The organism is Streptomyces sp. NPDC051109 (assembly GCF_044455885.1).
Taxonomy (GTDB): Bacteria; Actinomycetota; Actinomycetes; order Streptomycetales; family Streptomycetaceae; genus Streptomyces.
This window is the reverse complement of record NZ_JBITFF010000015.1, coordinates 137,970-161,567: the sequence shown is the minus strand read 5'-3', so window position 1 is coordinate 161,567 and position 23,598 is coordinate 137,970. Positions and strand designations below refer to the sequence as shown.

The 23,598-nt window shown below is 72.6% G+C and carries 22 protein-coding genes; 9 read left to right on the top strand and 13 right to left on the bottom strand.

What is annotated here, in order from left to right; all coding sequences use genetic code 11:
- The first annotated feature begins 22 nt into the window (after positions 1-22).
- Positions 23-853 carry a dimethylargininase gene (ddaH, locus tag ACIBAD_RS26190; protein ID WP_398908824.1) on the top strand — a complete coding sequence of 277 codons (831 nt, stop codon included), beginning with the start codon at positions 23-25 and terminating at the stop codon, positions 851-853.
- 27 nt (positions 854-880) lie between these two features.
- On the opposite strand, the gene ACIBAD_RS26185 is transcribed toward ddaH, so the two are convergent.
- Positions 881-1,894, bottom strand: a complete 1,014-nt coding sequence (locus tag ACIBAD_RS26185; protein WP_398908822.1) for a small ribosomal subunit Rsm22 family protein — start codon at positions 1,892-1,894, stop codon at positions 881-883.
- A gap of 61 nt (positions 1,895-1,955) precedes the next feature.
- Complete coding sequence (locus ACIBAD_RS26180) at positions 1,956-3,314, bottom strand: Bcr/CflA family efflux MFS transporter (RefSeq protein WP_134075214.1); 1,359 nt, start codon at positions 3,312-3,314, stop codon at positions 1,956-1,958.
- Between the two features lie 108 nt (positions 3,315-3,422).
- Here ACIBAD_RS26180 and ACIBAD_RS26175 point away from each other — a divergent pair, with 108 nt between their 5' ends.
- Both ACIBAD_RS26175 and ACIBAD_RS26170 read left to right on the top strand, forming a co-directional pair.
- Positions 3,423-4,184 (top strand): SDR family oxidoreductase, encoded by a 762-nt coding sequence (locus ACIBAD_RS26175; protein WP_398908819.1) that lies wholly within the window; start codon positions 3,423-3,425, stop codon positions 4,182-4,184.
- Positions 4,185-4,240: 56 nt separating this feature from the next.
- A complete protein-coding gene (locus tag ACIBAD_RS26170) occupies positions 4,241-5,098 on the top strand; it encodes a PhzF family phenazine biosynthesis protein (RefSeq protein ID WP_398908817.1) in 858 nt (285 codons plus the stop codon).
- A gap of 104 nt (positions 5,099-5,202) precedes the next feature.
- Here ACIBAD_RS26170 and efeU read toward each other — a convergent pair whose 3' ends face one another.
- The 3 genes from efeU to efeO are packed head-to-tail and all read right to left on the bottom strand — an operon-like array spanning position 5,203 to position 8,575.
- A complete protein-coding gene (efeU, locus tag ACIBAD_RS26165; protein WP_398908815.1) occupies positions 5,203-6,057 on the bottom strand; it encodes an iron uptake transporter permease EfeU in 855 nt (284 codons plus the stop codon).
- 24 nt (positions 6,058-6,081) lie between these two features.
- Positions 6,082-7,404, bottom strand: a complete 1,323-nt coding sequence (gene efeB, locus ACIBAD_RS26160; RefSeq protein WP_134075210.1) for an iron uptake transporter deferrochelatase/peroxidase subunit — start codon at positions 7,402-7,404, stop codon at positions 6,082-6,084.
- Between the two features lie 22 nt (positions 7,405-7,426).
- Positions 7,427-8,575 (bottom strand): iron uptake system protein EfeO, encoded by a 1,149-nt coding sequence (gene efeO, locus ACIBAD_RS26155; RefSeq protein ID WP_398908812.1) that lies wholly within the window; start codon positions 8,573-8,575, stop codon positions 7,427-7,429.
- A 429-nt stretch (positions 8,576-9,004) separates the two neighbouring features.
- Between efeO and ACIBAD_RS26150 the strand changes: the two genes are divergently transcribed.
- Both ACIBAD_RS26150 and ACIBAD_RS26145 read left to right on the top strand, forming a co-directional pair.
- Complete coding sequence (locus ACIBAD_RS26150; RefSeq protein WP_134075208.1) at positions 9,005-9,676, top strand: PhzF family phenazine biosynthesis protein; 672 nt, start codon at positions 9,005-9,007, stop codon at positions 9,674-9,676.
- A 97-nt stretch (positions 9,677-9,773) separates the two neighbouring features.
- Positions 9,774-10,133, top strand: a complete 360-nt coding sequence (locus ACIBAD_RS26145; RefSeq protein WP_398908810.1) for a hypothetical protein — start codon at positions 9,774-9,776, stop codon at positions 10,131-10,133.
- Between the two features lie 76 nt (positions 10,134-10,209).
- On the opposite strand, the gene ACIBAD_RS26140 is transcribed toward ACIBAD_RS26145, so the two are convergent.
- Positions 10,210-10,857 carry a biliverdin-producing heme oxygenase gene (locus ACIBAD_RS26140; RefSeq protein ID WP_134075206.1) on the bottom strand — a complete coding sequence of 216 codons (648 nt, stop codon included), beginning with the start codon at positions 10,855-10,857 and terminating at the stop codon, positions 10,210-10,212.
- A 175-nt stretch (positions 10,858-11,032) separates the two neighbouring features.
- Positions 11,033-11,890, bottom strand: coding sequence for a type I methionyl aminopeptidase (gene map / locus ACIBAD_RS26135; RefSeq protein ID WP_099892814.1), 858 nt, complete (start codon positions 11,888-11,890; stop codon positions 11,033-11,035).
- Between the two features lie 72 nt (positions 11,891-11,962).
- On the opposite strand from map, the gene ACIBAD_RS26130 reads away from it, so the two are divergent.
- Positions 11,963-12,202: a hypothetical protein gene (locus ACIBAD_RS26130; RefSeq protein WP_134075205.1), complete on the top strand. Its 240-nt coding sequence runs from the start codon at positions 11,963-11,965 to the stop codon at positions 12,200-12,202.
- A 92-nt stretch (positions 12,203-12,294) separates the two neighbouring features.
- On the opposite strand, the gene ACIBAD_RS26125 is transcribed toward ACIBAD_RS26130, so the two are convergent.
- A complete protein-coding gene (locus ACIBAD_RS26125) occupies positions 12,295-12,900 on the bottom strand; it encodes a hypothetical protein (protein WP_134075204.1) in 606 nt (201 codons plus the stop codon).
- Positions 12,901-13,013: 113 nt separating this feature from the next.
- On the opposite strand from ACIBAD_RS26125, the gene npdG reads away from it, so the two are divergent.
- Positions 13,014-13,742 carry an NADPH-dependent F420 reductase gene (gene npdG / locus ACIBAD_RS26120; protein ID WP_134075203.1) on the top strand — a complete coding sequence of 243 codons (729 nt, stop codon included), beginning with the start codon at positions 13,014-13,016 and terminating at the stop codon, positions 13,740-13,742.
- Positions 13,743-13,788: 46 nt separating this feature from the next.
- Here the strand turns inward: npdG and ACIBAD_RS26115 are convergent, their stop codons facing one another.
- Positions 13,789-15,855 carry a TerD family protein gene (locus ACIBAD_RS26115; protein WP_398908806.1) on the bottom strand — a complete coding sequence of 689 codons (2,067 nt, stop codon included), beginning with the start codon at positions 15,853-15,855 and terminating at the stop codon, positions 13,789-13,791.
- A 230-nt stretch (positions 15,856-16,085) separates the two neighbouring features.
- On the opposite strand from ACIBAD_RS26115, the gene ACIBAD_RS26110 reads away from it, so the two are divergent.
- Positions 16,086-16,271 carry a hypothetical protein gene (locus tag ACIBAD_RS26110; RefSeq protein WP_134075201.1) on the top strand — a complete coding sequence of 62 codons (186 nt, stop codon included), beginning with the start codon at positions 16,086-16,088 and terminating at the stop codon, positions 16,269-16,271.
- Positions 16,272-16,295: 24 nt separating this feature from the next.
- Here ACIBAD_RS26110 and ACIBAD_RS26105 read toward each other — a convergent pair whose 3' ends face one another.
- A complete protein-coding gene (locus tag ACIBAD_RS26105; protein ID WP_398908803.1) occupies positions 16,296-17,093 on the bottom strand; it encodes a site-2 protease family protein in 798 nt (265 codons plus the stop codon).
- On the opposite strand from ACIBAD_RS26105, the gene ACIBAD_RS26100 reads away from it, so the two are divergent.
- Positions 17,092-20,571: an AfsR/SARP family transcriptional regulator gene (locus ACIBAD_RS26100; protein ID WP_398908801.1), complete on the top strand. Its 3,480-nt coding sequence runs from the start codon at positions 17,092-17,094 to the stop codon at positions 20,569-20,571. The genes ACIBAD_RS26105 and ACIBAD_RS26100 overlap by 2 nt on opposite strands.
- Before the next feature lie 59 nt (positions 20,572-20,630).
- Here ACIBAD_RS26100 and ACIBAD_RS26095 read toward each other — a convergent pair whose 3' ends face one another.
- The 3 genes from ACIBAD_RS26095 to panB form a co-directional block, all read right to left on the bottom strand.
- Entirely contained in the window at positions 20,631-21,491 is an 861-nt protein-coding gene (locus ACIBAD_RS26095) for an ABC transporter permease (RefSeq protein ID WP_134075198.1), read from the bottom strand.
- The gene (locus ACIBAD_RS26090) at positions 21,488-22,540 is read right to left on the bottom strand and encodes an ATP-binding cassette domain-containing protein (RefSeq protein ID WP_134075197.1); all 1,053 of its coding nucleotides are present in this window, start codon (positions 22,538-22,540) and stop codon (positions 21,488-21,490) included. Before ACIBAD_RS26090 ends, ACIBAD_RS26095 begins: the two co-directional genes overlap by 4 nt.
- 143 nt (positions 22,541-22,683) lie before the next feature.
- Positions 22,684-23,544 carry a 3-methyl-2-oxobutanoate hydroxymethyltransferase gene (panB, locus tag ACIBAD_RS26085; RefSeq protein ID WP_398908798.1) on the bottom strand — a complete coding sequence of 287 codons (861 nt, stop codon included), beginning with the start codon at positions 23,542-23,544 and terminating at the stop codon, positions 22,684-22,686.
- Positions 23,545-23,598 lie beyond the last annotated feature (54 nt).

Here is a 23,598-nt window from a genome sequence, read left to right as displayed (position 1 = left end):
GACGATTCTCTCGACATCTCTCGTGAGCCGTGAGGAGCCTTCTTTGCGCAGAGTCGCCACACCCCGGCGCTACTTGATGTGCCCACCCGCACACTTCAAGGTCACGTACTCCATCAACCCGTGGATGGACCCCACGAAACCGGTGGACCTGCCCCTCGCACACGCCCAGTGGGAAGACCTCCGGGACCGCTACCGCTCGCTCGGCCACACCGTCGAGACGCTCGTACCGGACCCCGAGCTGCCCGACATGGTCTTCGCCGCCAACGGCGCCCTCGTCGTCGACGGCCGGGTGCTCGGCGCCCGGTTCGCCTACCCGGAGCGCGCCGCCGAGGCGGAGATCCACCTCGACTGGTTCCGCTCCCACGGCTTCGAGCACGTCCACGAGCCGTCCCACGTCAACGAGGGCGAGGGCGATTTCGCCGTCACCGCCACCTACATCCTGGCCGGCCGGGGCTTCCGCTCCAGCCCGCTCTCGCACGACGAGGCCCAGGAGTTCTTCGGCCGCCCGGTCATCGGCCTCGACCTGGTGGACCCGCGCTACTACCACCTGGACACGGCGCTCTGCGTGCTCGACGGCGACGAGGTCATGTACTACCCGCCCGCGTTCTCGCCCGGCAGCCGGGCCGTGCTGGAGCGGCTGTTCCCGGACGCGCTGATCGCCGGCGACGAGGACGCGGCGGCCCTCGGCCTGAACGCGGTCTCGGACGGCCGGAACGTGCTGCTCCCGCAGGCGGCGGCCGGACTGTTCCAGCCCCTGCGGGACCGGGGCTTCGAGCCCGTACCGATGGACCTGGGCGAGCTGCTCAAGGGCGGCGGCAGCGTGAAGTGCTGCACCCAGGAGCTGCGGATGTAGCGGCCGCCGCGCGCCGCGGCCGCGCGGCTACGAGGTGGCCGGCGGCCACTCCTGCCCCCAGTCGGCGTCCCGCGCCGCCTTGTAGAGGTCACCGTGGCGCTTGGTCACGTTGACCCGGGTCAGGCCCTCGCCCTCGGGACCGCACAGTTCCAGCAGGACGAGCCCCTTCCGGATCTGCGGCTTCCGCGTGATCCGGGAGGGGGCCGGCTCCACCGGGAAGCGGGTCGCGGCCACGTAGCTGAACTTCTCGTCCTCGTACGGGAGGGACCCGCCCTTGACCTTCCGGTGCAGGGAGGACCGGCTGACCCGCGCCGAGAAGTGGCACCAGTCCTGGCCGACCTCGATCGGGCAGGTGCCGTCGTGCGGGCACGGGGCGGCGACCTTCAGCCCCGCCGCGATCAGCTGGTCGCGGGCCTCGCGGATGCGCAGGTACCCCTGGGGCGTGCCCGGTTCGATCAGCACCACGGCCTGCCCGGCGTGGGCCGCCTCGGCGACCACGGCCCGGCGGGCCTCCGGCGTCAGCTCGCCCAGTACGTACGAGACCGTCACGAGGTCCGCCTCGGGGAGCGCCAGCCCGGATCCGATGACGGCCCGGCGCCATTCGGCGGTGCGCAGCACCTGCGAGCCGGAGGCGGCCGCGAGCTCCTTGCCGAGGGCCAGCGCCGGCTCCGCCCAGTCCAGGACCGCGGTGTCGCGGGGGCCGTCCCAGATGGCGTCCACCGCCCAGGTCGCCGCGCCCGTGCCGCCGCCGACGTCCACGTGGGAGCGGGGGGACCACTGCGGGGCGGCCTCGGCGAGGGCGTCCAGGGCGGACCGTACGGCCTCGAAGGTGGCCGGCATCCGGTACGCGGCGTACGCCGCCACGTCGGAGCGGTCGCGCAGGACGGGCGCGTCGGTCGGGGTCCGGCCGCGGTAGTTGGCGATCAGCCGGTCGACGGCGGCCGTGGCCTGCTTCGGCGGGAGTCCGTCGAGCAGCCCGCCCAGCGCGGACCGCAGCGTTTCGGCGGTGGTGGGCACGGAGGCGGAGGCGGAGGCGTTCACCAGCGAAGTTTACGGCTCCCGGGGGGTCCGGGACGCCGCGCCGGCGCCCCGGGAGCCCGGATCAGACGGCGGAGTCCCGGTTCTGCCAGGGCCGGCACATACCGGCGAAGCAGGCTGCCGCCAGCAGCGAGCACACCAGCTGGACCAGTGCCATCGGCACCGCCGTGTCCTCGCCCGCGATCCCGACCAGCGGCGAGGCGATCGCCCCGACCAGGAAGGAGGAGGTGCCCAGCAGGGCCGAGGCCGAGCCGGCCGCGTGCGGGGTGCGCATCAGGGCCAGCGCGTTGGTGTTCGGCAGGACCACGCCCATCGCCGACATCAGCACGAACAGCGCCGACGCGATCGGGACCAGCCCGACCTCCCCGAACACCCCGGTGGACATCAGCAGCAGCGAGACCGATGCCGCCGTGATGACGGCGAGCCCGCCGCCGAGCACCTTGTCCAGCCGGACCCGGCCGACCAGCAGCTTGCCGTTGACCTGCCCGGCGGCGATGAGGCCGACGGAGTTGAGGCCGAACAGCAGGCTGAAGGCCTGCGGCGAAGCCCCGTAGATCTCCTGCACCACGAACGGCGAGGCCGAGATGTACGAGAACAGCGTGGCGAAGGCGAAGCCGCCGGCCAGCGTGTACCCGGCGAAGACGCGGTCGGCGAGCAGGCCCCGCATGGTCCGCAGCGCGGAGCCGACGCCGCCGGTCTGCCGCCGCTCGGGGGGCAGGGTCTCGCCGAGGCTGCGCCAGACGACGAGGGTGAGCACGGCGCCGACGCCGGTGAGGACGACGAACACCCCGCGCCAGTCGGCGAAGCGCAGGATCTGGCCGCCGATGAGCGGGGCGATGATCGGGGCCACGCCGGAGATGAGCATCAGGGTGGAGAAGAAGCGGGCCATCTCGACCCCGTCGTACAGGTCGCGTACGACGGCCCGCGCGATGACGATCGCGGCCGACCCGGCCAGGCCCTGGAGCAGCCGGAAGCCGATCAGCAGTTCGGCGGTCGGCGCGAGGGCGCAGATCGCGGTGGCGAGGACGTAGACGACCATGCCGATCAGCAGGGGCCTGCGCCGGCCCCACTTGTCGCTCATCGGGCCGATGACGAGCTGGCCCAGCGCCATGCCGGCGAGGCAGGCGGTGAGGGTGAGCTGGATCGTGGCGGCCGGGCTGTGCAGGGCGCCGGTGACCTGCGGCAGGGCCGGCAGGTACATGTCCATGGACAGCGGGGGGAGGGCGCTGAGCCCACCGAGTATGAAAGTGACGAGCAGTCCGGTACGGCGGGCGGCCGTGAGCGGTGCGGAAGGAGCCCCCGCCGGTACGGCGACGGTCTTCGGCGTGGATGGGGTCTGCGGTGTGGAAGCGGCCTGCGGTGCGGAGGGCGTTTCGGGCGGCGGCTCGTGCGAGGGGGCCGTCGCGGGGCCTCTCTCCGACATGCGGAACTCCAGTCCTCTTGGTCGTCTTTTCACACCCCGACCGGCCCATGCTCTCAGCTATCGGAACGTCCGTGGACCGATGCGACATGTGACGTACCCTGCGGCCCCATGAGCGCAAGTGGGAAGAAGATCGCCGTCGTCACAGGTGCGGGCTCCGGCATCGGCCGCTCCGTCGCCCTGACCCTGGCCGCAGCCGGCTGGTCGGTGGCCCTGGCCGGCCGCCGGACCGAACCGCTGCAGGAGACGGCGAAGTCCGCCGGGGCCGGGGCGGACGTGCTGTGCGTACGGGCGGACGTGAGCGATCCGGAGGACGTGGCCGCGCTGTTCGCCGCGGTCCGCGAGCGGTACGGGCGCCTCGACCTCCTCTTCAACAACGCCGGGACCTTCGGCCCGGGCGGGGTCCCGCTGGAGGACCTCGCGTACGAGGCCTGGCGCCGGGTCGTGGACGTCAACCTGACCGGGGCCTTCCTGTGCGCGCAGGCCGCCTTCCGGCAGATGAAGGCGCAGGACCCGCAGGGCGGCCGGATCATCAACAACGGCTCGATCTCCGCGCACGTGCCGCGGCCGAACTCGATCGCCTACACCGCGACCAAGCACGCGGTGACGGGCCTGACGAAGTCGCTCTCCCTGGACGGAAGGCCGCACCGGATCGCCTGCGGGCAGATCGACATCGGCAACGCGGCCACCGAGATGACCGAGCGGATGCAGACCGGGATCCTCCAGGCGAACGGGCAGCTGGCGGTGGAGCCGGTGATGGACGCCGCGGACGTGGCGCGCACGGTGCTGCACATGGCGGAGCTGCCGCTGGAGGCGAACGTGCAGTTCGCGACGGTGATGGCGACGGCGATGCCGTACATCGGACGCGGCTGATCCCCCGGCCGGAGCCGGACGGGAATGCGCGCGCCGGGCCGGGAGTTGGGGCGATCATGACTGAGGTACTGCGCTACACCGCCTTCTCGGACGACCCGGCCGGGGGCAACCCCGCCGGCGTCGTGCTCGACGCGAGCGGCCTGGACGATGCCCGGATGCTGGAGATCGCGGCCGGGCTGGGCTACAGCGAGACCGCCTTCCTCACCGCCCCGCCGCCGGGCGCGGGCGGGGAGCCGGGCCGGGCCTTCACGCTGCGGTTCTTCAGCCCGAAGGCCGAGGTGTCCTTCTGCGGGCACGCCACCGTGGCCGCCTCCGTGGCGCTGGCGGAGCGGATCGGTCCGGGAGAGCTGGTGTTCGCTACCCCGGCCGGAACGGTGCCCGTCTCGGTCACCGCTTCCGACGGGGGCCTGCGGGCCGTGCTGACCAGCGTCGAGCCGTACGTAGAGGACGTCGACCCGGCCGACCTCGCGGAGGCACTGGCCGCGCTGGACTGGCCGGAGGCGGACCTGGACCCGGCCCTCCCGCCCCGGATCGCCTACGCCGGAGCCCGCCACCTGGTACTCGGCGCCGCCACCCGGGCCCGGCTCGCCGACCTCGCCTACGACTTCCCCCGGTTGGAGGCGCTGATGCGGCGCCTGGAGCTGACCACGGTCCAGCTGGTGCACCGGACGGGCCCGGCGCTGTTCGACGTACGGAACCCCTTCCCGGTCGGCGGCGTCGTCGAGGACCCCGCGACCGGAGCCGCCGCGGCCGCCTTCGGCGCGTACGCGCGCGAGCTCGGCCTGGTCCCGGCGGCCGCCGTCCTCACCCTCCACCAGGGGCGGGACATGGGCCGCCCCGGAGTCCTGACGGTGGAACTGCGCCAGGACGACGCCCGGGTCAGGGTGGGCGGCAGCGCGGTCCGCATCGGATGAGGGCGCTCACCGGCGGGCGCACCGCGCCGCCGGGCTGAGCGCCGTGGTGACCCGGACGTGCGGAAGGGGCCCGGATCGTCTCGATCCGGGCCCCTTCACCTGTCTTACGAGCCGCTCTTGGCCTCCGCGGCCGGCGCCGGCGCGGGGGCCGGGGTCGCCGTGCGGGCGAAGACCCCGGAGAACAGCAGCAGCGTCGGGACCAGGTAGGCCGTCCACACCCCGGCCTGGAGCCAGGTCGGGTCCGGCTGGAAGTTGAACGTGCCCTTCAGCAGGGTCCCGTACCAGCTGTCCGGCGGGACGGCCGCGCTGACGTCGAAGGCCTTGTTCATCAGGCCCGGCAGGAACTCGGCCTCCTGGAGGTCGTGCACCCCGTAGGCGAGCACACCCGCGGCGACCACGACCAGCATTCCGCCGGTCCACGTGAAGAACTTGGACAGGTTGATCTTCAGCGCTCCGCGGTAGAACAGCCAGCCCAGCAGGACCGACGAGCCGATGCCGAGCAGCACGCCCACCAGCGGACCCGCGCCGTTGCCGGCCGCGTGCACCGAGCGCCACACGAACAGCGAGGTCTCCAGGCCCTCCCGGCCGACGGCCAGGAACGCCGTCGTCACCAGGGCGCCCGTGCCCATCGCGAGGGCCGAGTCGAGCTTGTCCTGCAGTTCGGCCTTCATGTGCCGCGCGGTGCGCTTCATCCAGAAGACCATCCACGTCACCAGGCCCACCGAGACGATCGACAGGCTGCCGCCGATCGCCTCCTGCGCCTGGAACGTCAGTTCCGAGGTGCCGAATTCGAGCCCCGCGCCGAAGGCCAGGCTGAGCGCCGCCGCGAGGCCGACGCCGAGCCACAGCGGTCCCAGCTTGTCCTTGTTCCCGGTCTTCACCAGGTACGCGATGAGGATGCAGACGACCAGACTGGCCTCCAGCCCCTCACGCAGGCCGATCAGATAGTTGCTGAACACGTCGGTTCCCTTCCTTTCGCGGAACTACGCGAACAGCGCCCGGCCCCACCAGTCGTCCTTGTCGCGGACGCCCGGCGGGACGGCGAAGACGGCCGAGCCCACGTGCTGGATGTACTCGTTCAGGGCGTCGTTCTTGGACAGGTTGCGCTGGAGCGGGACGAAGCCCTTGCGGACGTCGCGCTGGTAGGCGAGGAAGAACAGGCCCGCGTCGAGCCGGCCCAAGCCGTCCGTCCCGTCGGTGAACGAGTAGCCGCGGCGCAGGATCGTCACGCCGTTGTTGCTGTCGGGATGCGCGAGGCGCACGTGCGCCTGCGGCTTCATCGCCTTCAGGAACGGCTCGTCGCGCTCCTTGGACTTGCCGACCGGGGCGCCCTCGGCCTTGTCCCGGCCGAAGATGTCCTCCTGCTCCTGGAGCGACGTGCGGTCCCAGGTCTCGATGTGCATCCGGATCCGGCGGGCGACCAGGTACGAGCCGCCGGCCATCCACGCCGAGGCGTCCTTGGCCTCGTCCGCGACCCACACGTGCTTGTCGAGGGCGGCGGTGTCGGTGCCCGCGATGTTCCGGGTGCCGTCCTTGAAGCCCATCATGTTGCGCGGGGTCTGCTCGTCCGGGGTGGTGGACGAGGTCTTGCCGAAGCCGAGCTGCGACCAGCGCACCGCTGCCTTGCCGAAGCCGATCCGGGCGAGCTGGCGGATAGCGTGCACCGCGACCTGCGGGTCGTCCGCGCAGGCCTGCACGCAGAGGTCGCCGCCGCTCTTGGCGGGGTCCAGGTTGTCGCCGGGGAACTGCTCCAGGTCGACCAGGGCCTCGGGGCGCCTGCCCTCCAGGCCGAAGCGGTCCTTGGCGAAGAGCGAGGGGCCGAAGCCGATGGTCAGCGTCAGCCGGGACGGCTTGAGGCCGAGGGCCTCACCGGTGTCGTCCGGCGGGGCCTCGGGGAGGCCGCCGACCGCGCCCTCGCCGACGGGGAGGCCGGCGGTCATCCGCTCGGCGGCCCGCGTCCAGTCCTTGAGGAGCTGGACGAGCTCGGCGCGGTCCTTGGTCTTCACGTCGAACGCGGCGAAGTGCAGCCGGTCCTGGACGGCGGAGGCGATGCCGGCCTGGTGCGCGCCGTGGAAGGGCACGGCGGAGCCGCTGAGTGCGGCCGGCACCGGGTCGGTGCCACCGGTCAGCGCGGCGACGGTGCCGCCGGCCGCGGCGGCGCCGAGCGCGAGCCCGGCACCGCCCCAGCCGAGCACGGAGCGGCGGGACGGCCCGCCGGCGGCATCGCTGCCGGCGGCGGACGCCACGGTTTCGGCGGACGTGGCGGACTCGGCGGCCGAGTCGGTGGTGCTGGTGTCCTCAGACATGGTCCGTTACCCCTGATACGCGTTACTTGGCGACGGCGGCGGCAAGCTTCGACAGCGGCTCCCCGAGCGCGCTGACGGCGTCCGCGAGTTCCTTGCGCTGCTCCTGGGCGACGGTCTCGTACGAGGTGAAGTCGTAGGTGTTCTTGTCGGCGCGGTACTTGTCGAGCAGCGTGCTCATGGCGGCGAACTGCTTGTCCAGCTCCGCGGACAGGGCCGGGTCGTTCTTCGCGGTGACGGGCTTGAGCAGCTCGTACGCCTTCTGGGCGCCCTCGACGTTGGCCTTGAAGTCGACCAGGTCGGTGTGGCTGTAGCGCTCTTCCTCACCGGTGACCTTGCCGCTGGCGACCTCGTCCAGCAGCTCCTTGGCACCGTTGGCCATCGAGGTGGGGGTGATCTCCGCCTGGCCGACCTTCTTCTGCCAGTCGGTGAGGTCGGTCATCAGCTGGTCGGCGAGCTTCTTCTCGTCGTCACCGATCTTCTTGTCGGCGAACAGGGCCTTCTCCAGGCGGTGCCAGCCGGTCCAGTCCTTCGCCGGGTCCTGGCCGGCCTCCAGGCCGTCCTCGCGGACGTCGACCTTCGGGTCGATGTCGCCGAAGGACTCGGCGACCGGCTCGGTGCGCTCCCAGCCGATGCGGGAGGCGGCGTACGCCTTCTTGGCGGCCTCCAGGTCTCCGGCCTTGACCGCGTCCGCGAAGGCCTGCGCCTTGGGGAGGGTCTCGTCCGCCTGCGCCTGCACGTACTTGCGGTACTCGGCGACCGCGGCGTCCAGCTCGGGGCTGCGCTTCTCGGCGGCGGCGCCGCCCGTGGCCTTGACCTTCTGGCGGATGCCGTCGCCCTTCATGCCGGGCTTGCAGGCGATCTCGTAGTCGCCGGCCTTGATCTCGGCGGTGATGGAGGCCTTGGTGCCGGGGCCGATGTTCTCCCGCTCGGCGACGATGCGGTCGTCCGGGAAGAGGACGTAGACCTCGGTGACCTTGGATCCCTTGTTCTCGACCTCGAGGGTGACCTTGCCGGCCGGGAACTCCGTCTTGGAGACCTCGCACGCGCTGTCGGAGGCGGAGACCTTGACGGCCCCGTCGCCGCTGCCGCTCTTCTCGGCGCAGCCGGTGACGGCGGTCAGCGCGGTCACAGCGGCGACCGCGGTGAGGACGGTGAGGCGGGCGGGACGCATGCGGGCTCCTGGCTGTCTGGCGTTCGGCAGACGGCCGCCCCGATCAAGGGGGACGGCCGGTGAGGCGGACCTAACTTAACCGAGGCTTACCTGACCCATGCCCGCACGTCCAGTGATTCAGCCCACACGCGGGGCCGCCGGACACGGTGCCGTCACGGCACCTCCAAGGCCGACTCATGGAAAGGTCAAGCGGAGGTCAAGTCGACGAGCCCCTTCCCTTCCGTACCGCGGAACGGCCACGTCACGCAGTCCGGCGGAACGCTCCTCGTCCCGTACGGGGACCACGAGCCGAATCCCGGTCCGCGGATGGGCCGGCACCTCCACCGGCTGCCGGTGGACCCGGCGGGGTCGTCGCGGCGGGTGGAGGCGCCGTGTTCCTCGCGCGCCGGCGTCACGCCGTCCAGATCTGAACCGTGTTTCAATTTCGGCGTGAACGATCTCGATGTGCTCAAGGTCTTCTGTGCGGGCGACGGACGGCACGGCAACCTGCTCGGCGTGGTCCGTGACGGCCGGGCCTGCCCCGACGACGCGTCGCGGCAGGCCCTCGCCGCCGAACTCGGCTACAGCGAGACGGTGTTCGTCGACGACCCCGAGCGCGGAGTCGTCGACATCCGCACGCCCGGCACCCGGATGTCCTTCGCGGGACACCCGCTCGTCGGGGTCGCCTGGCTGCTGGACATCGAGGAGCTCCAGCCCCCGGCGGGGTCGGTATGGGCGCGTGACGACGGTGAGTTCACCTGGATCACGGCCCTCCCCGAGTGGGTCGAGGGCAAGCGCACCGAGCAGTACGCCAGCCCCGCCGAGGTCGACGCACTGCCGGCGCCGCCGCCCGGCGAGGGCTGGCTGTATGCCTGGGCCTGGGAGGACGAGACCGCCGGCCGCATCCGGGCCCGCGGCTTCCCGCGCCGCCCCGACGGGGTCATCGCCGAGGACGAGGCCACCGGATCCGCCGCGATCCTGTTGACCGCCGAGCTGAACCGGGCCCTGAACATCACCCAGGGCGCTGGCTCCCAGATCCTCACCGCGCCCGGCCCGGACGGCACCGTCGAGATCGGCGGCCGCGTCCGCTTCGCCAAGCTGCCGCCGCCGCGAACCGAGTAGCCGAGTGGCCGGGTTGCCGACTGACTGAGTAGGTGCGCACCCGCGATTGAGTACGTGCGCGCTGGGGGCGGGAGCCGTGCGGCGGTTCCATGGCCGTATGAACACGCCATCGAGTGCCGTCCGGCCGTCGCCCGACACGCCGCACGCCACGCCCCAGCCCCAGCCGCAGTCGTGGCTGCTGGTTCCCGCGCTCTTCACCGCGCTGACGCTGGCGGCCGGCGGCCTGAGCTACTCGGTCTCCGAGCTGCCGCGCAGCCCGCTGTGGCTCTCGCTCCCGTACCTGCTCCCGCTGGGCCTGACGGCCCTCACCTGGCGCCGGCCCCGGACCCCGGCGCAGCGTACGAACCGCATCGTGGCGGGCAGCATCGGCGCCGGGCTCGCCCTCTTCTGCGCCCAGGCCGTCGAGGCCGTGCTCTTCTGCGTCGCCCTGGCCCTGTGGCTGATCCACGGCGACTGACGGGGCGCGGGGCCGGGGCAGCCGCGGTACCCCCGGCGCCGAGCGGTGCCGGGGGTGTCGTCCGTACGGGGGAGCGTCAGGCGCTCAGCGGGAACTCCGCGCCCAGCTCCCGGAAGACCGCTCCGTTGAAGTCGAAGGCGCGCTTGCACTCGTCGATGATGCGCTGCTTCTCCAGGTCGTCCGCGGCGATCGCGTCCAGCAGCTCGCGGTAGCTCCGTTTGAAGGCGGCGGGGTTGGAGATGTCGGCGAAGACGTAGAACCGGACGCCGTCGCCCTTGCGGGTGAAGCCCCAGGTCCGCTCCGCCTTGTCGCGGATGATCTGGCCGCCGGAGAGGTCGCCCAGGTAGCGGGTGTAGTGGTGGGCGACGTACCCGCCGGGCCAGGTGGCCGCGCACTGCGCCACGCGGCCCGCGTAGGCCTCGGTCGCGGGCAGGGCGACCAGCGTCTCGCGCCACGACGGGCCGCGCAGATGTGCCAGGTCCCGCTCGATCTCGGCCACGCGCATCAGCTCGGGCCGTATGAACGGGCCCGCCACCGGGTCGTCCTTCAGGGACTCGGCCGCGTCCTCCAGCGCCCGGTACACGAACCACAGCTGCTCGGTGTAGCGGGTGTACGCGTCCACCCCGAGTCGGCCGCCGAGCATGTCGCTCATGAACGTCGAGGTCTCCGCCTCGGTGTGCTGCTCGTGCGACGCGACACGGATGACCGTAGAGAAGGCGTCCAAGACAATCCTCCGAAGACGGGACGAGGAATACCGAGCGGGCCCGGCGGGCGTGACGGAACGGCCGCCGCGCCCGATCCTCGCGCTTGGGGTTCCCTGATCCCATGTCTTCCCGACGCCTTGTCGGTAAAACTCCCCCGGAGGGTTTTCGGGGAGGCATTTCCGGTGGGTCGGGTCGTTACGGAAGGGTGAGGATCTCGGCGCCCGTGTCCGTCACCACCAGTGTGTGCTCGAACTGCGCGGTGCGCTTGCGGTCCTTCGTGACGACCGTCCAGCCGTCCGCCCACATGTCGTACTCGTGCGTGCCCAGGGTCAGCATCGGCTCGATCGTGAAGGTCATCCCGGGCTCGATGACGGTCGTGGCGTGGGGGCTGTCGTAGTGCGGGATGATCAGGCCGGAGTGGAAGGACGAGTTGATGCCGTGCCCGGTGAAGTCGCGGACCACGCCGTAGCCGAAGCGCTTCGCGTACGACTCGATGACCCGGCCGATCACGTTGATCTGGCGGCCCGGCTTGACGGCCTTGATGGCCCGGTTCAGGGCCTCGCGGGTGCGCTCCACCAGCAGCCGCGACTCCTCGTCCACCTCCCCGCACAGGTACGTGGCGTTGTTGTCACCGTGCACACCGCCGATGAACGCGGTGACGTCGAGGTTCACGATGTCGCCGTCGCGCAGGACGGTGGAGTCGGGGATGCCGTGGCAGATGACCTCGTTCACCGAGGAGCACAGGGACTTCGGGAAGCCCCGGTAGCCCAGCGTCGACGGGTAGGCGCCGTGGTCGCACATGTACTCGTGCGCGACCCGGTCCAGCTCGTCGGTGGTCACCCCCGGGGCGATCAGCTTGGCGGCCTCTTCCATCGCCTGGGCGGCGATCCGGCCGGCGATGCGCATGGCCTCGATGGTCGCGGCGGACTGCACCTCCGGTCCGGTGTACGGAGTGGGCGCGGGCTTGCCCACGTACTCGGGCCGGCGGATGTTTCCGGGAACGGAACGGGCGGGAGAGAGCTCGCCTGGTACGAGCAGCGACTGGCCAGACATGCAAGCGAGTGTATCCAGCGGGGATGGGGCAGCATGGCGGCAGAGAGAGGTATCGAGAGGAGCCCGAGGACGATGGCCCTGTTCAAGAAGCGCCAGGTGGGCAAACCCGGCGAGTGGTACTACTGCCTGGTCCACCACAAGGTCGAGGAAGGCCCGGAGTGCCCGGCGAAGGACCGTTTCGGCCCGTACTCCACGCCGGAAGAGGCGGCCCACGCCATGGAGACCGCCGAGGAACGCAACCTGGAATGGCAGAACGACCCCAAGTGGAACGACAAGTCCCGCGAAGAGGGCGAGGGTACGAACGCGCCGTAGGCCCGTAGGCCCGTAGGCCCGTAGGCCCGTAGGCCCGTAGGCCCGTAGGCCCGTAGCGCCCTCGGCGCCGCGGGGCTTCGGGGTCTCGCCACCTACCAGGGGCTGGGCGGCGGCGCGGTCAGCTGGTCGGCCAGCCGCGCCAGCCGGTCCCGCAGCCGCCGCCGCCCGCGCTGCACCGGCAGGCCGTTCTCCCCGGCCGCCGCGCTGACCAGGTGTTGCACCGTGTCCAGGTCCAGCTCGCCGGCGCCCTCCCGAACCGACAGGGCGTCGTGCGCGAGCGCGGCGAGATCCGGGTCCCCGCCGTGCAGCGACAGTACGGTCGCCCCCGCGTGCCGGGCGTCGTGCACCCGCTCCAGCAAGCCCGCCCCGGGCTGCTCCGGGGCCACCACCAGCAGCGTGTGCCCGCGCCGGGCCGCCGCCAGCCGGCCCAGCCCCACCGACAGGTGCGCCGGCTGACCGGGCGGCACCCGGTGCCGTACGAGCGTGGGCGCCAGCTCCGGCAGGCCGGACCAGGCGGCCTCGTCCACCAGGTGCGCCGCCAGGTGCCAGGGCTCGTACTGCTCGGTCCCCACCAGCAGCAGGTTCCCGCCACCCGGCACGACCGATTGCCGCAGCGATCCGGCGAAGCGGCGCGCGGCGCCGGGCCACTGCGTACCGGCGAGCACCTCGCGCAGCAGCGCGACCCTGACGGCGTCCATATCGGCATCCTGCCGCAGGAAAGGGACCTACGGGAGCACTTCGCCCCGGTTCGCCCGATGGTGCAGGTCCGTGTCCGTTCGCCTCTCGGGACCGCGGCATTACCCTCGCCCCCATGACCTCCACAGACAGCACTCAGAATCCGCCCGCCCCGGCCGCGGCGAAGGCGCCCGCCAAGGACCCGTGGGACCTGCCGGACGTCTCCGGCCTCGTCGTCGGCGTCCTCGGCGGCACCGGTGACCAGGGCCGCGGCCTGGCCTACCGGCTCGCCCGGGCCGGCCAGAAGGTGATCATCGGCTCCCGCGCCGCCGAGCGCGCGCAGAGCGCCGCCGAGGAGCTGGGCCTCGGCGTGGAGGGCGCGGACAACGCCGAGTGCGCGCGCCGCAGCGACATCGTGATCATCGCGGTGCCCTGGGAGGGCCACGCCAAGACCCTCGAAGCCCTGCGCGAGGACCTCGCGGGCAAGCTCGTGGTGGACTGCGTCAACCCGCTGGGCTTCGACAAGCAGGGCGCGTACGCCCTCCGGGTCGAAGAGGGCAGCGCGGCCCAGCAGGCCGCGGCCCTGCTCCCCGACTCCCGCGTGACGGCGGCCTTCCACCACCTCTCGGCGGTCCTGCTCCAGGACGAGTCGGTCGAGGAGATCGACACCGACGTGATGGTCCTCGGCGAATCCCGCGCCGACACGGACATCGTCCAGGCCTTGGCCGCCCGCATCCCGGGCATGCGCGGGGTCTTCGCGGGCCGGCTGCGCAACGCCCACCAGGTCGAGTCACTGGTGGCCAACCTCATCTCCGCCAACCGCCGCTACAAGGCCCACACGGGCCTGCGCGTCACGGACGTCTGAGCCGTCGCCGCTGCGCCCGCCGGGCGCAGCGGCGACCCGTCCGCCGTCAGGCCCGGCGGCCGGCGCGCGCCTCCACGGCCCCCAGACGCGCCACGACCCCCTGGTAGAAGCGGTCCACGGCCTCGTCGACGCTGCGGATGAAACCGGACTCCGTGTTGCCGCGGGTGTTGCCCATGCCCTTGATCAGCGACAGCCGGAACCCGGTGAGGGCGGCGCCGCCCCTGGGCAGCAGGTCGCCCGGCTCGGGGCGCAGCCGCTCCAGGGTGCCGCGCGGCCCGTTGCCGCCCTCGACGAGGCTCTCCACGTGCAGGTCCGCCGGTGCCTCGGCGAGCAGCCGCACCAGCCGCTTCACCGTGGTCAGCGGGTACGAGCCGTCCGGCGCCGGCACGTCCACGCAGGTGCGGACCTTGCCCGTCCGCAGATCGGCGGTCACCGCGATGACGCCGCTCGTCCCGTCGACGCGCAGCTCCGCGGTGAGCCGCCCGTCCAGGCACAGCTTCTGCGCCGCGGCCGTGCGGCGGGCCTGCGGATCGCTGCCGCGCCGGACGCGCTGCACCGGGAGGACCTTCTGTCCTAGCTCCCCGCCCAGGCGCAGGCAGACCTGGCGGATCAGCCGCTCCCAGCTCTCGACGACCTCGACGGCACGCGCGTCGTCGCAGGCGAGGGTCTCGTCCTCGATCCCCTTGCGCACGGGCACCCAGGAGGCGCCCATGTTCTGGAACCCGTGGCAGCCCGACTGCTCGTGCTGGAGGTATTCCAGCAGTTCCTGGAGCAGCCAGGCGTGCGCGGCGTTGCCCACGCCCTCGTGGCGGATCAGCATCTGGGCCTGGTGGGCCACCTCGGCCCAGGACAGGTGCCAGAGGCTGACCTTGTGCTTGCGCCGGCCGTCGATCTTGACGTCCACCATGGCCGCGCCTTCGAGGGCCACGTCGTTGGAGAGCGTGATCACGGCCTCGTAGCCGCGGCGGGCGGCGATGTCCATGTACTGCTGCACCTGCTCGGGCCTCAGCGGGTTGCCGTTCGTCTTCGTCTCGACCAGGGCCGTCCACAGCTTCCCCGCGCGTTCGACGCGGATCACGCCGTCCGGGCGGCGCGGGGTGTCGCCGTGGGGGAGGGACACCTCGGTGAACGTCTGCATCCGGCCGGCGGGGGCGCCGAACGCGGCGGTGAGGCGGCGGCCGAACTCCGGCACCTGCGCCATGACGGACAGCAGCACCGAGGTGGCGCGCACCTCCCGCTCCTTGTCGCTCTTCAGCGTCGGCACGGGGAACAGCCGGGCCGGGCGCCAGGAGTCGTTCTCGGCGAGCGAGCTCTTGGCCGCCTTGGGCAGGGTGACCTTCTTCTTGGTCGTACGAGGGCCACGGCCGCGGCCGCGGGTCTGGGCGGGCACGGCGACCGCCTCCACCGGGGCCGGTTCCGGTGCCGGTGCCGGGACCTCGGTCGCGGGCGGGCCGACCGGCCCGGTCTCCGCGGCGGGCACGGCGTCCGGGGCTTTCGCCATCTCGATGGCATCGAGGCCGCCGCCCGCGTCGCCCGCCTCCTCCGCCTCCTCGTCGGCCTCCTCCGCCTCCTCGTTGACGGCGATGCCGAAATCGGTGGCCAGCCCGGCCAGCCCGGTCTCGTAGCCCTGCCCGACCGCGCGGAACTTCCACTCCTCGCCGCGCCGGTACAGCTCACCGAAGATGAACGCGGTCTCCACGCCCGCGTCGTGGATGGAGAACCCCACCAGCGGTTCGCCGGACCGGTCCGCGACCGTCATCCGCAGGTCGTCCAGGTCACCGAACCGGGCGCCCCCGTACTGACTGGCCGCCACCACGATCCGCTCGACCCCCTCGGGCACGGCGGTGAGGTCCACGCTGATGCGGTCCTCGTCCCCGCTCCCGGTCGGTGTCTTCCCCAGCAGCTGCACGCTTCCGTCGGCGGCCGCCGGGTTGTTGTAGAAGTAGAAGTCGTTCTCGCTGCGGACCTTGCCGTCCCCGTCGACGAGGAGCACCGAGACGTCGGCGTCGCCCGCCCCCGACACGCTGCTCCAGCTCAGGCTCACCACCACGGCCCCGGCGTCTTCGCTGAGGGCCGTCAGGCTGACGTTGGCGCCCTTTGAGATCTCCCGCATGTCCATCCCCCCAGTCGCCCGGCTTCGGCCGTGGCGGACCGTACAGGCCGGACTGTCGTTCTTCCGTACCGGCGACCGTAGCGGCGTGCTGCGCGGAAGATCGGGAAACGGCGAAACAGAGGCGGAAGCGGAGTGCGGGGCTCGTGGGGCGGCTTTACGGGAGCACTGCAGGGCATGGGGGACACTGGTGGGGCTCGACCCCGTTCCGTGTTTCCGAGGAGCTGTTCCCCATGCCCCGCCTTGCCGTGTTCGCCGTCGTCGTCTGCGTCCTGTCCGTGGCCGCGGCCGTGGTCGCCTTCGTTGAGGGCAGCTTCCTGGGGATCGTGTGGGTGCTGCTGGCCGGGCTCACCTCGAACATGGCCTGGTTCTACCTGCGCAAGGCGAAGGCGGAGAAGGCGGCGCGTTCCGCGGGATAGGGCTTCGGCCCGCTGCGGGGCCGCTTACCGCGGGGCCGTGCAGAAGCCGTTCGTGTCCTGCCAGAAGCGGTAGAGGTCGCGGCCGCAGTAGGTCTCCAGGTCGGACACGCCCAGCGTGGACAACAGGTTGCGCACCACGTCGAAGAAGTACCCGTTGACCTCCGGGATCCACAGCAGTGCGAAGACGGCGATCAGCCCGAACGGCGCCAGCGGCGCGACCTCGCGGCGGATCCGGTGCGAGAGCCAGGGCTCGATGATCCCGTAGCCGTCCAGGCCCGGCACCGGCAGGAAGTTCAGGATCGCCGCCGAGACCTGCAGCAGCGCGAGGAAGGCCAGCGCGAAGCGGAACGCCATCGGGACCCCGTCGAGGGCGTCCAGCCAGAACGGCGCCGTGCAGACGACCGCGAACGCCACGTTGGTCAGTGGTCCCGCCGCCGAGATGAGGCTGTGCTTCCAGCGGCCCTGGATCCGGTCGCGCTCGATGTACACCGCGCCGCCGGGCAGGCCCAGCCCGCCCATGATCACGAAGATCACCGGCAGGACGATGCTGAGCAGCGCGTGCGTGTACTTCAGCGGATTCAGCGTCAGGTATCCCTTCGCCCCGACCGAGAGGTCGCCGCTGTGCAGGGCCGTGCGGGCGTGCGCGTACTCGTGTAGGCAGAGCGAGACGATCCAGGCCGAGGTGACGAAGAGGAACACGGCGAGCCCGGTGCTCGTCGAGTACCCCGTCCACACGGCCCAACCGGTGACCGCCATGACGGCGAAGATGCCGAGGAATACGGAACTGATCTGCCGCTCGCTGCGGCTGCCCTGATGACCCATGCGGCGAAACCTACCCCGCGCAGGGGGCCAAAAGGAGTACGGGGCCGGGCCCCGGGCCAGCGACAATGGGCCGGTGCGTTACGCGATTCTCGGCACTGCCCAGGCCAGCCGCGACGACGGGAGCCCCGTCGCCGTCGGCGGAGCGCGCCTGCGGGCGCTGCTGACCGCTCTCGCACTGCGCCCGGGGCGGGCCGTGCCGGTGCACCTGCTGGTGGAGCAGGTGTGGGACGGCGACCACCCGGCGGATGCGCCCGCCGCGCTCCAGGCGCTGGTGGGCCGGCTACGCAGGGCGCTGGGACACGGGGCGGTGCGCTCGGTGGAGGGCGGCTACCTGCTCGTCGCGGCCGGCGAGGACGTCGACCTGTACCGCTTCGAGCGGCTCGCCCGGGCCGGCGCCGCGGCGCAGGACCCGGCCGAGGCGGCCGCCCTGTACGACGAGGCCCTCGGGCTGTGGCGCGGCACGGCGCTGGCCGACCTGCCGGACGCGGCGGCCGAGTCGGCCCGCTGGGAGGCCGTACGCCTGGAGGCCCGCCGGGGCCGGCTCGCGTCGGCCCTGGCGCTGGGCCAGGCCGACCGGGCCCTCCCGGAGCTGACCGTCCTGTGCGGGGAGCGCCCGCTGGACGAGCCGCTCCAGGCCCTGCGGATCCAGGCCCTGCGGGACACGGGCCGCCCGGCGGAGGCACTGGCCGCCTACGAAGCCGTCCGGCAGGACCTGGCCGCCCGCCTGGGCACGAACCCGGGCCCGGCCCTGCGCACCCTCCACGCCCAACTCCTGACCCCGCACTCCGCCCCGGCCCCCGGCCCGGGCACCCCGGCCGCCCCCGGGCAGGGCGGCACCTCCGGCGTCCCGGCCGAGGCGGCGCAGCCGACCCCGACCCCGACCCCGACCCCGACCCCGACCCCGGACCCGACCCCCACCCCGGCTTCCGGCCCGGCGGGCGGGCTCGGATGCGCGCGGCCGGGGAACCTGCGGGCGCGGCTGACCAGTTTCGTGGGGCGCGAGGGGGACATCCGGGTCATCGGCGCGGATCTCGGGCGCGCGCGGCTCGTCACCCTGCTCGGGCCCGGCGGGGCGGGCAAGACACGGCTGTCCCAGGAGGCCGCCGAGCACGCCGCCCAGGCCTGGCCCGACGGGGTGTGGTTCGTGGAGCTGGCTCCCGTGGACGACCCCGAGGACGTCGCCGAGGCCGCCCTCACCGCGCTCGGCGCACGCGAGACCAAGCTGCGCGGCGGCGCCGCCGAGGAGCTGCGGGCGCTGACCGACCGCGCGGGGGACCAGCCCCTCGACCGGCTCGCGGAGCACTGCGCCCGGCGGCGGATGCTGCTGATCCTGGACAACTGCGAGCACGTCGTCGGCGCCGCCGCCGAACTGGCCGAGGAGCTCCTCGCCCGCTGCCCCGGCGTCCGGATCCTGGCCACCAGCCGAGAACCGCTCGGCGTGCCGGGCGAGTTCCTGCGCCCGGTGGAGCCGCTGCCCGACCCCGTCGCGCTCCGGCTCCTGGGAGACCGGGGGGCCGCCGCCCGGCCGGGGTTCCGCACCGACGACGACCCCGAGGCCGCCGCCGAGATCTGCCGCCGCCTCGACGGGCTGCCGCTGGCCATCGAGCTGGCCGCGGCCCGGCTGCGGCTGCTCACCCCGCGCCAGATCGCCGACCGCCTCGACGACCGTTTCCGGCTGCTGACCGGTGGCGCCCGTACCCACCTGCCGCGCCAGCAGACCCTGCGCGCCGTCGTCGACTGGTCCTGGGACCTGCTCGACGACAGCGAGCGCACCGTCCTGCGGCGCCTCTCCGTCTTCGCCGGCGGCTGCGACGTGGCCGCCGCCGAAGCCGTCTGCGCCGACCCCGGCACCCCCGACGTCCTGGACCTCCTCGGCTCCCTCGTCGACAAGTCCCTCGTCGTCGCCGCACCCGGCCCCGACGGCACCGGCATGCGCTACCGCCTCCTGGAGACCGTCGCCGAGTACGCCGCCGAGCGGCTCGCCGAGGCCGCCGGGGACCGCGCCGCCACCGAGCGCCGCCACCTCACGTACTACCGCGAACTCGCCCGCACCACGGAGCCGCTGCTGCGCGGCCGCCGCCAGCGCGAGGCCACCGGGCGGTTCGCCACCGAGTACGAGAACCTCCGTACCGCGCTGCGCCGCGCCATCGCCGCCCGCGACACCGACGAGGTGCTCTGCCTCGTCCACTCCCTCGCCTGGTACTGGTCGATGCAGGACCTGCGCACCGAGTCACGGCACTGGTCCAACGCCGCCGGCGCGCTCATCCCCGACCCCTTCCGCGCGCCCGTCGTCCCCGCCGAGCCGGTGTACGCACAGCTCGTGGACACGCCCCCGCCGTACAGCGGGGAACTGCTCACCGAGGCCTGGCGCGGCATCCGGCTGATCCAGCTCGCCTCCCGCGACCAGACCAACGAGAGCTGGACCGCGCCCGAGGTCCGGGACCAGATCGAGGGGGTCGTCGCCGCCTACCGGCCCGGCCTGCCGCAGACCTGCCGGACCCCCGGGGGCCTGTGGATCTACGCCGTGATGATCGCCGGGGACCCCGATCTGCTCCGGCAGGTCCTCGACGCCTCCGTCGACACGGCCCGGGAGCTGGACTATCGCTGGGAGCTGGCCGCCGCCCTCCAAGTGCGCGCCAACGTGCTGGCCAACCGGGCCGACTGGTCCGGGGACGCGGCCCGCGACGCCGACGAGAGCCATGCCCTGTTCGAGTCGCTGGGCGACGACTGGGGTTGCGCCGAAGCCCTCTCCGCCCGGGCCGAATCCCGCGAGAAGCGGGGCGAGTACGCGGCGGCGACGGAGGACTTCCGGTCCGCGATCGAGCACGCCGAGCGGCTCGGCGCCCTGTCCCAGGTCACGGTCCTGCGCGTACGGATGGCCGGGACCCTCGTCGAGAGCGGCGAGGTCGCCCGGGCCGAGGAGATCCTCACCGGGATCCTGGACAAACCCCTCACCTACGGCAATGAGGCCATGCCGGCCGCGCGGATATTCCTCGCGGGCGTCTACGGCCGCACCGGCCGCATCCCCGAAGCCCGCCGGCAGCTCCGGCGGCTGCGCGAGGAGTTCGCGCTGGGCGCCTTCGCCATCTTCGACGGGTTCCTGCTCGGCACGATGGCCTGGCTGGACAACCAGGGCGGCGAATACGCGGACGCCCTCGCCCATCTCCGGAAGGCCATGGGCACCGCCCGGGATCCGATCGCCCTCATGGTCGCCCCGCAGATGCCCGCCGTGTACCTGCTGACGGCGGCCCTCTCGCACGCCAGCCTCGGCGGCGGACGCCACGCTCACGACGCCGCCCGGCTGCTCGGCGCGTACCGGGCCCACCTGCCGGCCCAGCACTTCCCGGTCAGCACGGAACGCGAGGACGCGGCCCGCGCCGAGGAGCTGACGCGCGCCGCGCTCGGCGAGGCCGCGTACGGGGCGGCGTACGCCGAAGGCGGCGGCCTCACCCTGGAGGAGGCCGCCGCCCTCATCTGATCCGGCCCCCGTGCGGGGCCCGTCCGGGACGCGATCCGGAACGGACCGACCGGCCCGGATCAGGTCTTCTGGCGGAACTTGCGGACGGCGAGCGGCATGGTGACCGCCGTGATGGCCACCGACCAGATCAGGGTCACCGTCACCGGGTGGGCGACCGCACCCCCGTTGATCAGGCCGCGGGCCGCGTCGGCCAGGTTCGACAGCGGGTTGTAGTCCGTGAAGGACTGCAGCCAGCCGGGCATGGTCGACGGCGGGGCGAAGATCGAGCTGCCGAACTGCAGCGGCATCAGGACCAGCATCGCCATGCCCTGCACGGCCTGCGCGGTCTTCATGGTGAGACCGAGCAGGATGAAGATCCACATCAGCGAGGCGCCGAACACCGCCGACAGGCCGATGGACAGCAGGAGGTCGAACACCGAGGTCTTGATCGACAGGCCGAGCATGAAGCCCACGGTGAGCAGGATCGCGATGGCGACCATCATGCGGCCGAGCTCGACGACGATCTTGGCGATGAGGACCGACGACCGGGCGATCGGCATGGACCGGAACCGGTCCATCACGCCCTTCTTGAAGTCGTCGTTGACGCCGGTGCCGACACCCATGGCGATGTTCATGCCCATCATGGCCATCAGGCCCGGGACGACGTAGTTGACGTACGCCTCCTGCTGGCCCTTGCCGGAGATCGCACCGCCGAAGACGAACACGAACAGCAGCGTGAAGATGATCGGCATGAACAGGACGTCGAACATCGATTCGGGGTCCTGCTTGATCTGCAGGGCGTTGCGGCGCACCAGGGCGCCGATGTGCCGCAGATTGGCCCGCAGGCCGATCCGGCCCTCGCCGGACGCGGTCGCGGACGGCGCCGGCGCTGCCGCCTCGGCCGCCGCGGCAACCGGCTTCGTCGTGGTTCCGGTGCTCATGCCGCGACCCCCTTGGTCTGCTCGTCGTGCTCGTTCTGCTCGGTGGACTGCGCGTCCTCGACCGAGGCGGGCCGCTGGCCCGTGATGGCCAGGAAGACCTCGTCGAGGCTGGGCAGGTACGTGCCGAGGTCGGCGATCGCGTACCCGCGGGCGGCCAGCAGGCCGACCACGGCGGTCAGCTGCTCGTCGCTCAGGATCGGGACCAGCAGCACGCCCTCGTCCGGGACGGCCTGCGAACCGGCGACCCCGTCGAGACCGGCCTCGGCCAGCGAGCGGGCCATGCCCGGCAGGTCGGACGAGGCGACGGGGCGGATCTTCAAGGTCCGGCCGCCGACCCGGGCCTTCAGCTCGTCGACCTTGCCGTTGGCGATGACCTTGCCCCGGTCGATGACCGTCAGCTCGCTCGCGAGCTGCTCGGCCTCCTCCATGTACTGGGTGGTGAGCAGGACGGTGGCCCCCTCGGCGACCATCCGCTGCACCTCGTCCCACACCTCGTTGCGGGTGCGGGGGTCGAGGCCGGTGGTCGGCTCGTCCAGGTAGAGCACGGCCGGGCGGCCGATCATCGAAGCGGCCAGGTCGAGCCGGCGGCGCATGCCGCCCGAGTAGTTCATCGCGGCCTTCTTGGCGGCGTCGGTGAGCGAGAACCGCTCCAGCAGCTCGTCGGCGCGGGACCGGGCGTCCTTGCGGGACAGGTCGAGCAGCCGGCCGATCATGTAGAGGTTCTCCCAGCCGGAGAGCTTCTCGTCGACCGAGGCGTACTGGCCGGTGAGGCCTATGGTGCGGCGCAGCTGCCGCGGCTGGCGGACCACGTCGTAGCCGGCGACGGTCGCGGTCCCGGCGTCCGGGACGATCAGGGTGGAGAGGCAGCGCACGAGGGTGGTCTTGCCGGCGCCGTTGGGGCCCAGGACACCGAGGACCGTGCCCTCGCGGACGTCCAGGTCGACCCCGTCCAGCGCCTTCGTCTCGCCGTAGTGCTTGACCAGCCCCCGTACCTCGACGGCGTGCGAGCCGTTCACGGGATTCTTGTCGTTTCGCGTCATGTCCGCCATGGGACCATCCGCCACCGACAACGCACCGACAGCCGACCGACAGACGACCGACAGCCGAGCGACGGGGAGCCGGCCGGAAGGCGGCCGGAAACCGACGGCCCGCCGACGTGGCGTCGGCGGGCCGTCGGTCCGGTACCAACCGATCAGTGGAAGCTGTGCTCGGCCTGCGGGAACGTCCCGCCGACCACGTCCTCGGCGAACGCCTTCGCCGCGTCGCCCATGGTGGCGCGCAGGTTCGCGTACTGCTTCACGAACTTCGGCATCTTCCCGCCGGTCAGGCCCATCATGTCGGTCCACACCAGCACCTGCGCGTCGCACTCCGCGCCGGCCCCGATGCCCACCGTCGGGATGTGCAGGGACCGGGTGACCTCGGCGGCCAGCTCGGCCGGGACCAGCTCCAGCACCACCGCGAAGGCGCCCGCGTCCTGCGCCGCCTTGGCGTCGCGCAGCAGCTGGTGCGCGGCCTCGTCGCCGCGGCCCTGCACCCGGTAGCCCATGGCGTTCACGGACTGCGGGGTCAGGCCCAGGTGGGACATGACCGGGATGCCGGACTGCACGATCAGCTCGGTCTGGTGCAGCGAGCGCTCGCCGCCCTCCAGCTTCACGGCCCCGACACCGGCTTCCTTCACGAGGCGGGTGGCGCTGCGCAGCGCCTGCACGGCGCCTTCCTGGTACGAGCCGAACGGCAGGTCGCCGATGACCAGGGCCCGGCTGGTGCCGCGGACGACGGCCGCCGACAGCATGGTCATCTCGTCCATCGTCACGGGGACGGTGTTCTCGTAGCCGAGGTGGCAGTTGCCCATGGAGTCCCCGACGAGGATGACCGGGATGCCGGCCTCGTCGAAGACGGACGCCGTCATCGCGTCGTAGGCGGTGAGCATGGGCCACTTCTCGCCGCGCTCCTTGGCGAGGTTGAGGTCGCGGACGGTGATCCGCCGGGTGCCCGTGCCTCCGTACAGGGTGGGGGAGGCGGTCTCGCGGGCAGGCGAAACGGCATGCGTCATTGCAACTGCTCCTTGATGTCATCTCGAGGCGCCCTTACGGCGTCCCCGGACTCA

Bases quoted from the DNA above. Each gene is read 5' to 3' on its own strand.
- ACIBAD_RS26180 (WP_134075214.1), bottom strand. From the start codon at position 3,314: ATGTCGGAGAGAGGCCCCGCGACGGCCCCCTCGCACGAGCCGCCGCCC.
- ACIBAD_RS26175 (WP_398908819.1), top strand. From the start codon at position 3,423: ATGAGCGCAAGTGGGAAGAAGATCGCCGTCGTCACAGGTGCGGGCTCC.
- ACIBAD_RS26170 (WP_398908817.1), top strand. From the start codon at position 4,241: ATGACTGAGGTACTGCGCTACACCGCCTTCTCGGACGACCCGGCCGGG.
- efeB (WP_134075210.1), bottom strand. From the start codon at position 7,404: ATGTCTGAGGACACCAGCACCACCGACTCGGCCGCCGAGTCCGCCACG.
- efeO (WP_398908812.1), bottom strand. From the start codon at position 8,575: ATGCGTCCCGCCCGCCTCACCGTCCTCACCGCGGTCGCCGCTGTGACC.
- ACIBAD_RS26145 (WP_398908810.1), top strand. From the start codon at position 9,774: ATGAACACGCCATCGAGTGCCGTCCGGCCGTCGCCCGACACGCCGCAC.
- map (WP_099892814.1), bottom strand. From the start codon at position 11,890: ATGTCTGGCCAGTCGCTGCTCGTACCAGGCGAGCTCTCTCCCGCCCGT.
- ACIBAD_RS26130 (WP_134075205.1), top strand. From the start codon at position 11,963: ATGGCCCTGTTCAAGAAGCGCCAGGTGGGCAAACCCGGCGAGTGGTAC.
- ACIBAD_RS26125 (WP_134075204.1), bottom strand. From the start codon at position 12,900: ATGGACGCCGTCAGGGTCGCGCTGCTGCGCGAGGTGCTCGCCGGTACG.
- npdG (WP_134075203.1), top strand. From the start codon at position 13,014: ATGACCTCCACAGACAGCACTCAGAATCCGCCCGCCCCGGCCGCGGCG.
- ACIBAD_RS26115 (WP_398908806.1), bottom strand. From the start codon at position 15,855: ATGCGGGAGATCTCAAAGGGCGCCAACGTCAGCCTGACGGCCCTCAGC.
- ACIBAD_RS26110 (WP_134075201.1), top strand. From the start codon at position 16,086: ATGCCCCGCCTTGCCGTGTTCGCCGTCGTCGTCTGCGTCCTGTCCGTG.
- ACIBAD_RS26100 (WP_398908801.1), top strand. From the start codon at position 17,092: ATGCGGCGAAACCTACCCCGCGCAGGGGGCCAAAAGGAGTACGGGGCC.
- ACIBAD_RS26105 (WP_398908803.1), bottom strand. From the start codon at position 17,093: ATGGGTCATCAGGGCAGCCGCAGCGAGCGGCAGATCAGTTCCGTATTC.
- ACIBAD_RS26095 (WP_134075198.1), bottom strand. From the start codon at position 21,491: ATGAGCACCGGAACCACGACGAAGCCGGTTGCCGCGGCGGCCGAGGCG.
- ACIBAD_RS26090 (WP_134075197.1), bottom strand. From the start codon at position 22,540: ATGGCGGACATGACGCGAAACGACAAGAATCCCGTGAACGGCTCGCAC.
- panB (WP_398908798.1), bottom strand. From the start codon at position 23,544: ATGACGCATGCCGTTTCGCCTGCCCGCGAGACCGCCTCCCCCACCCTG.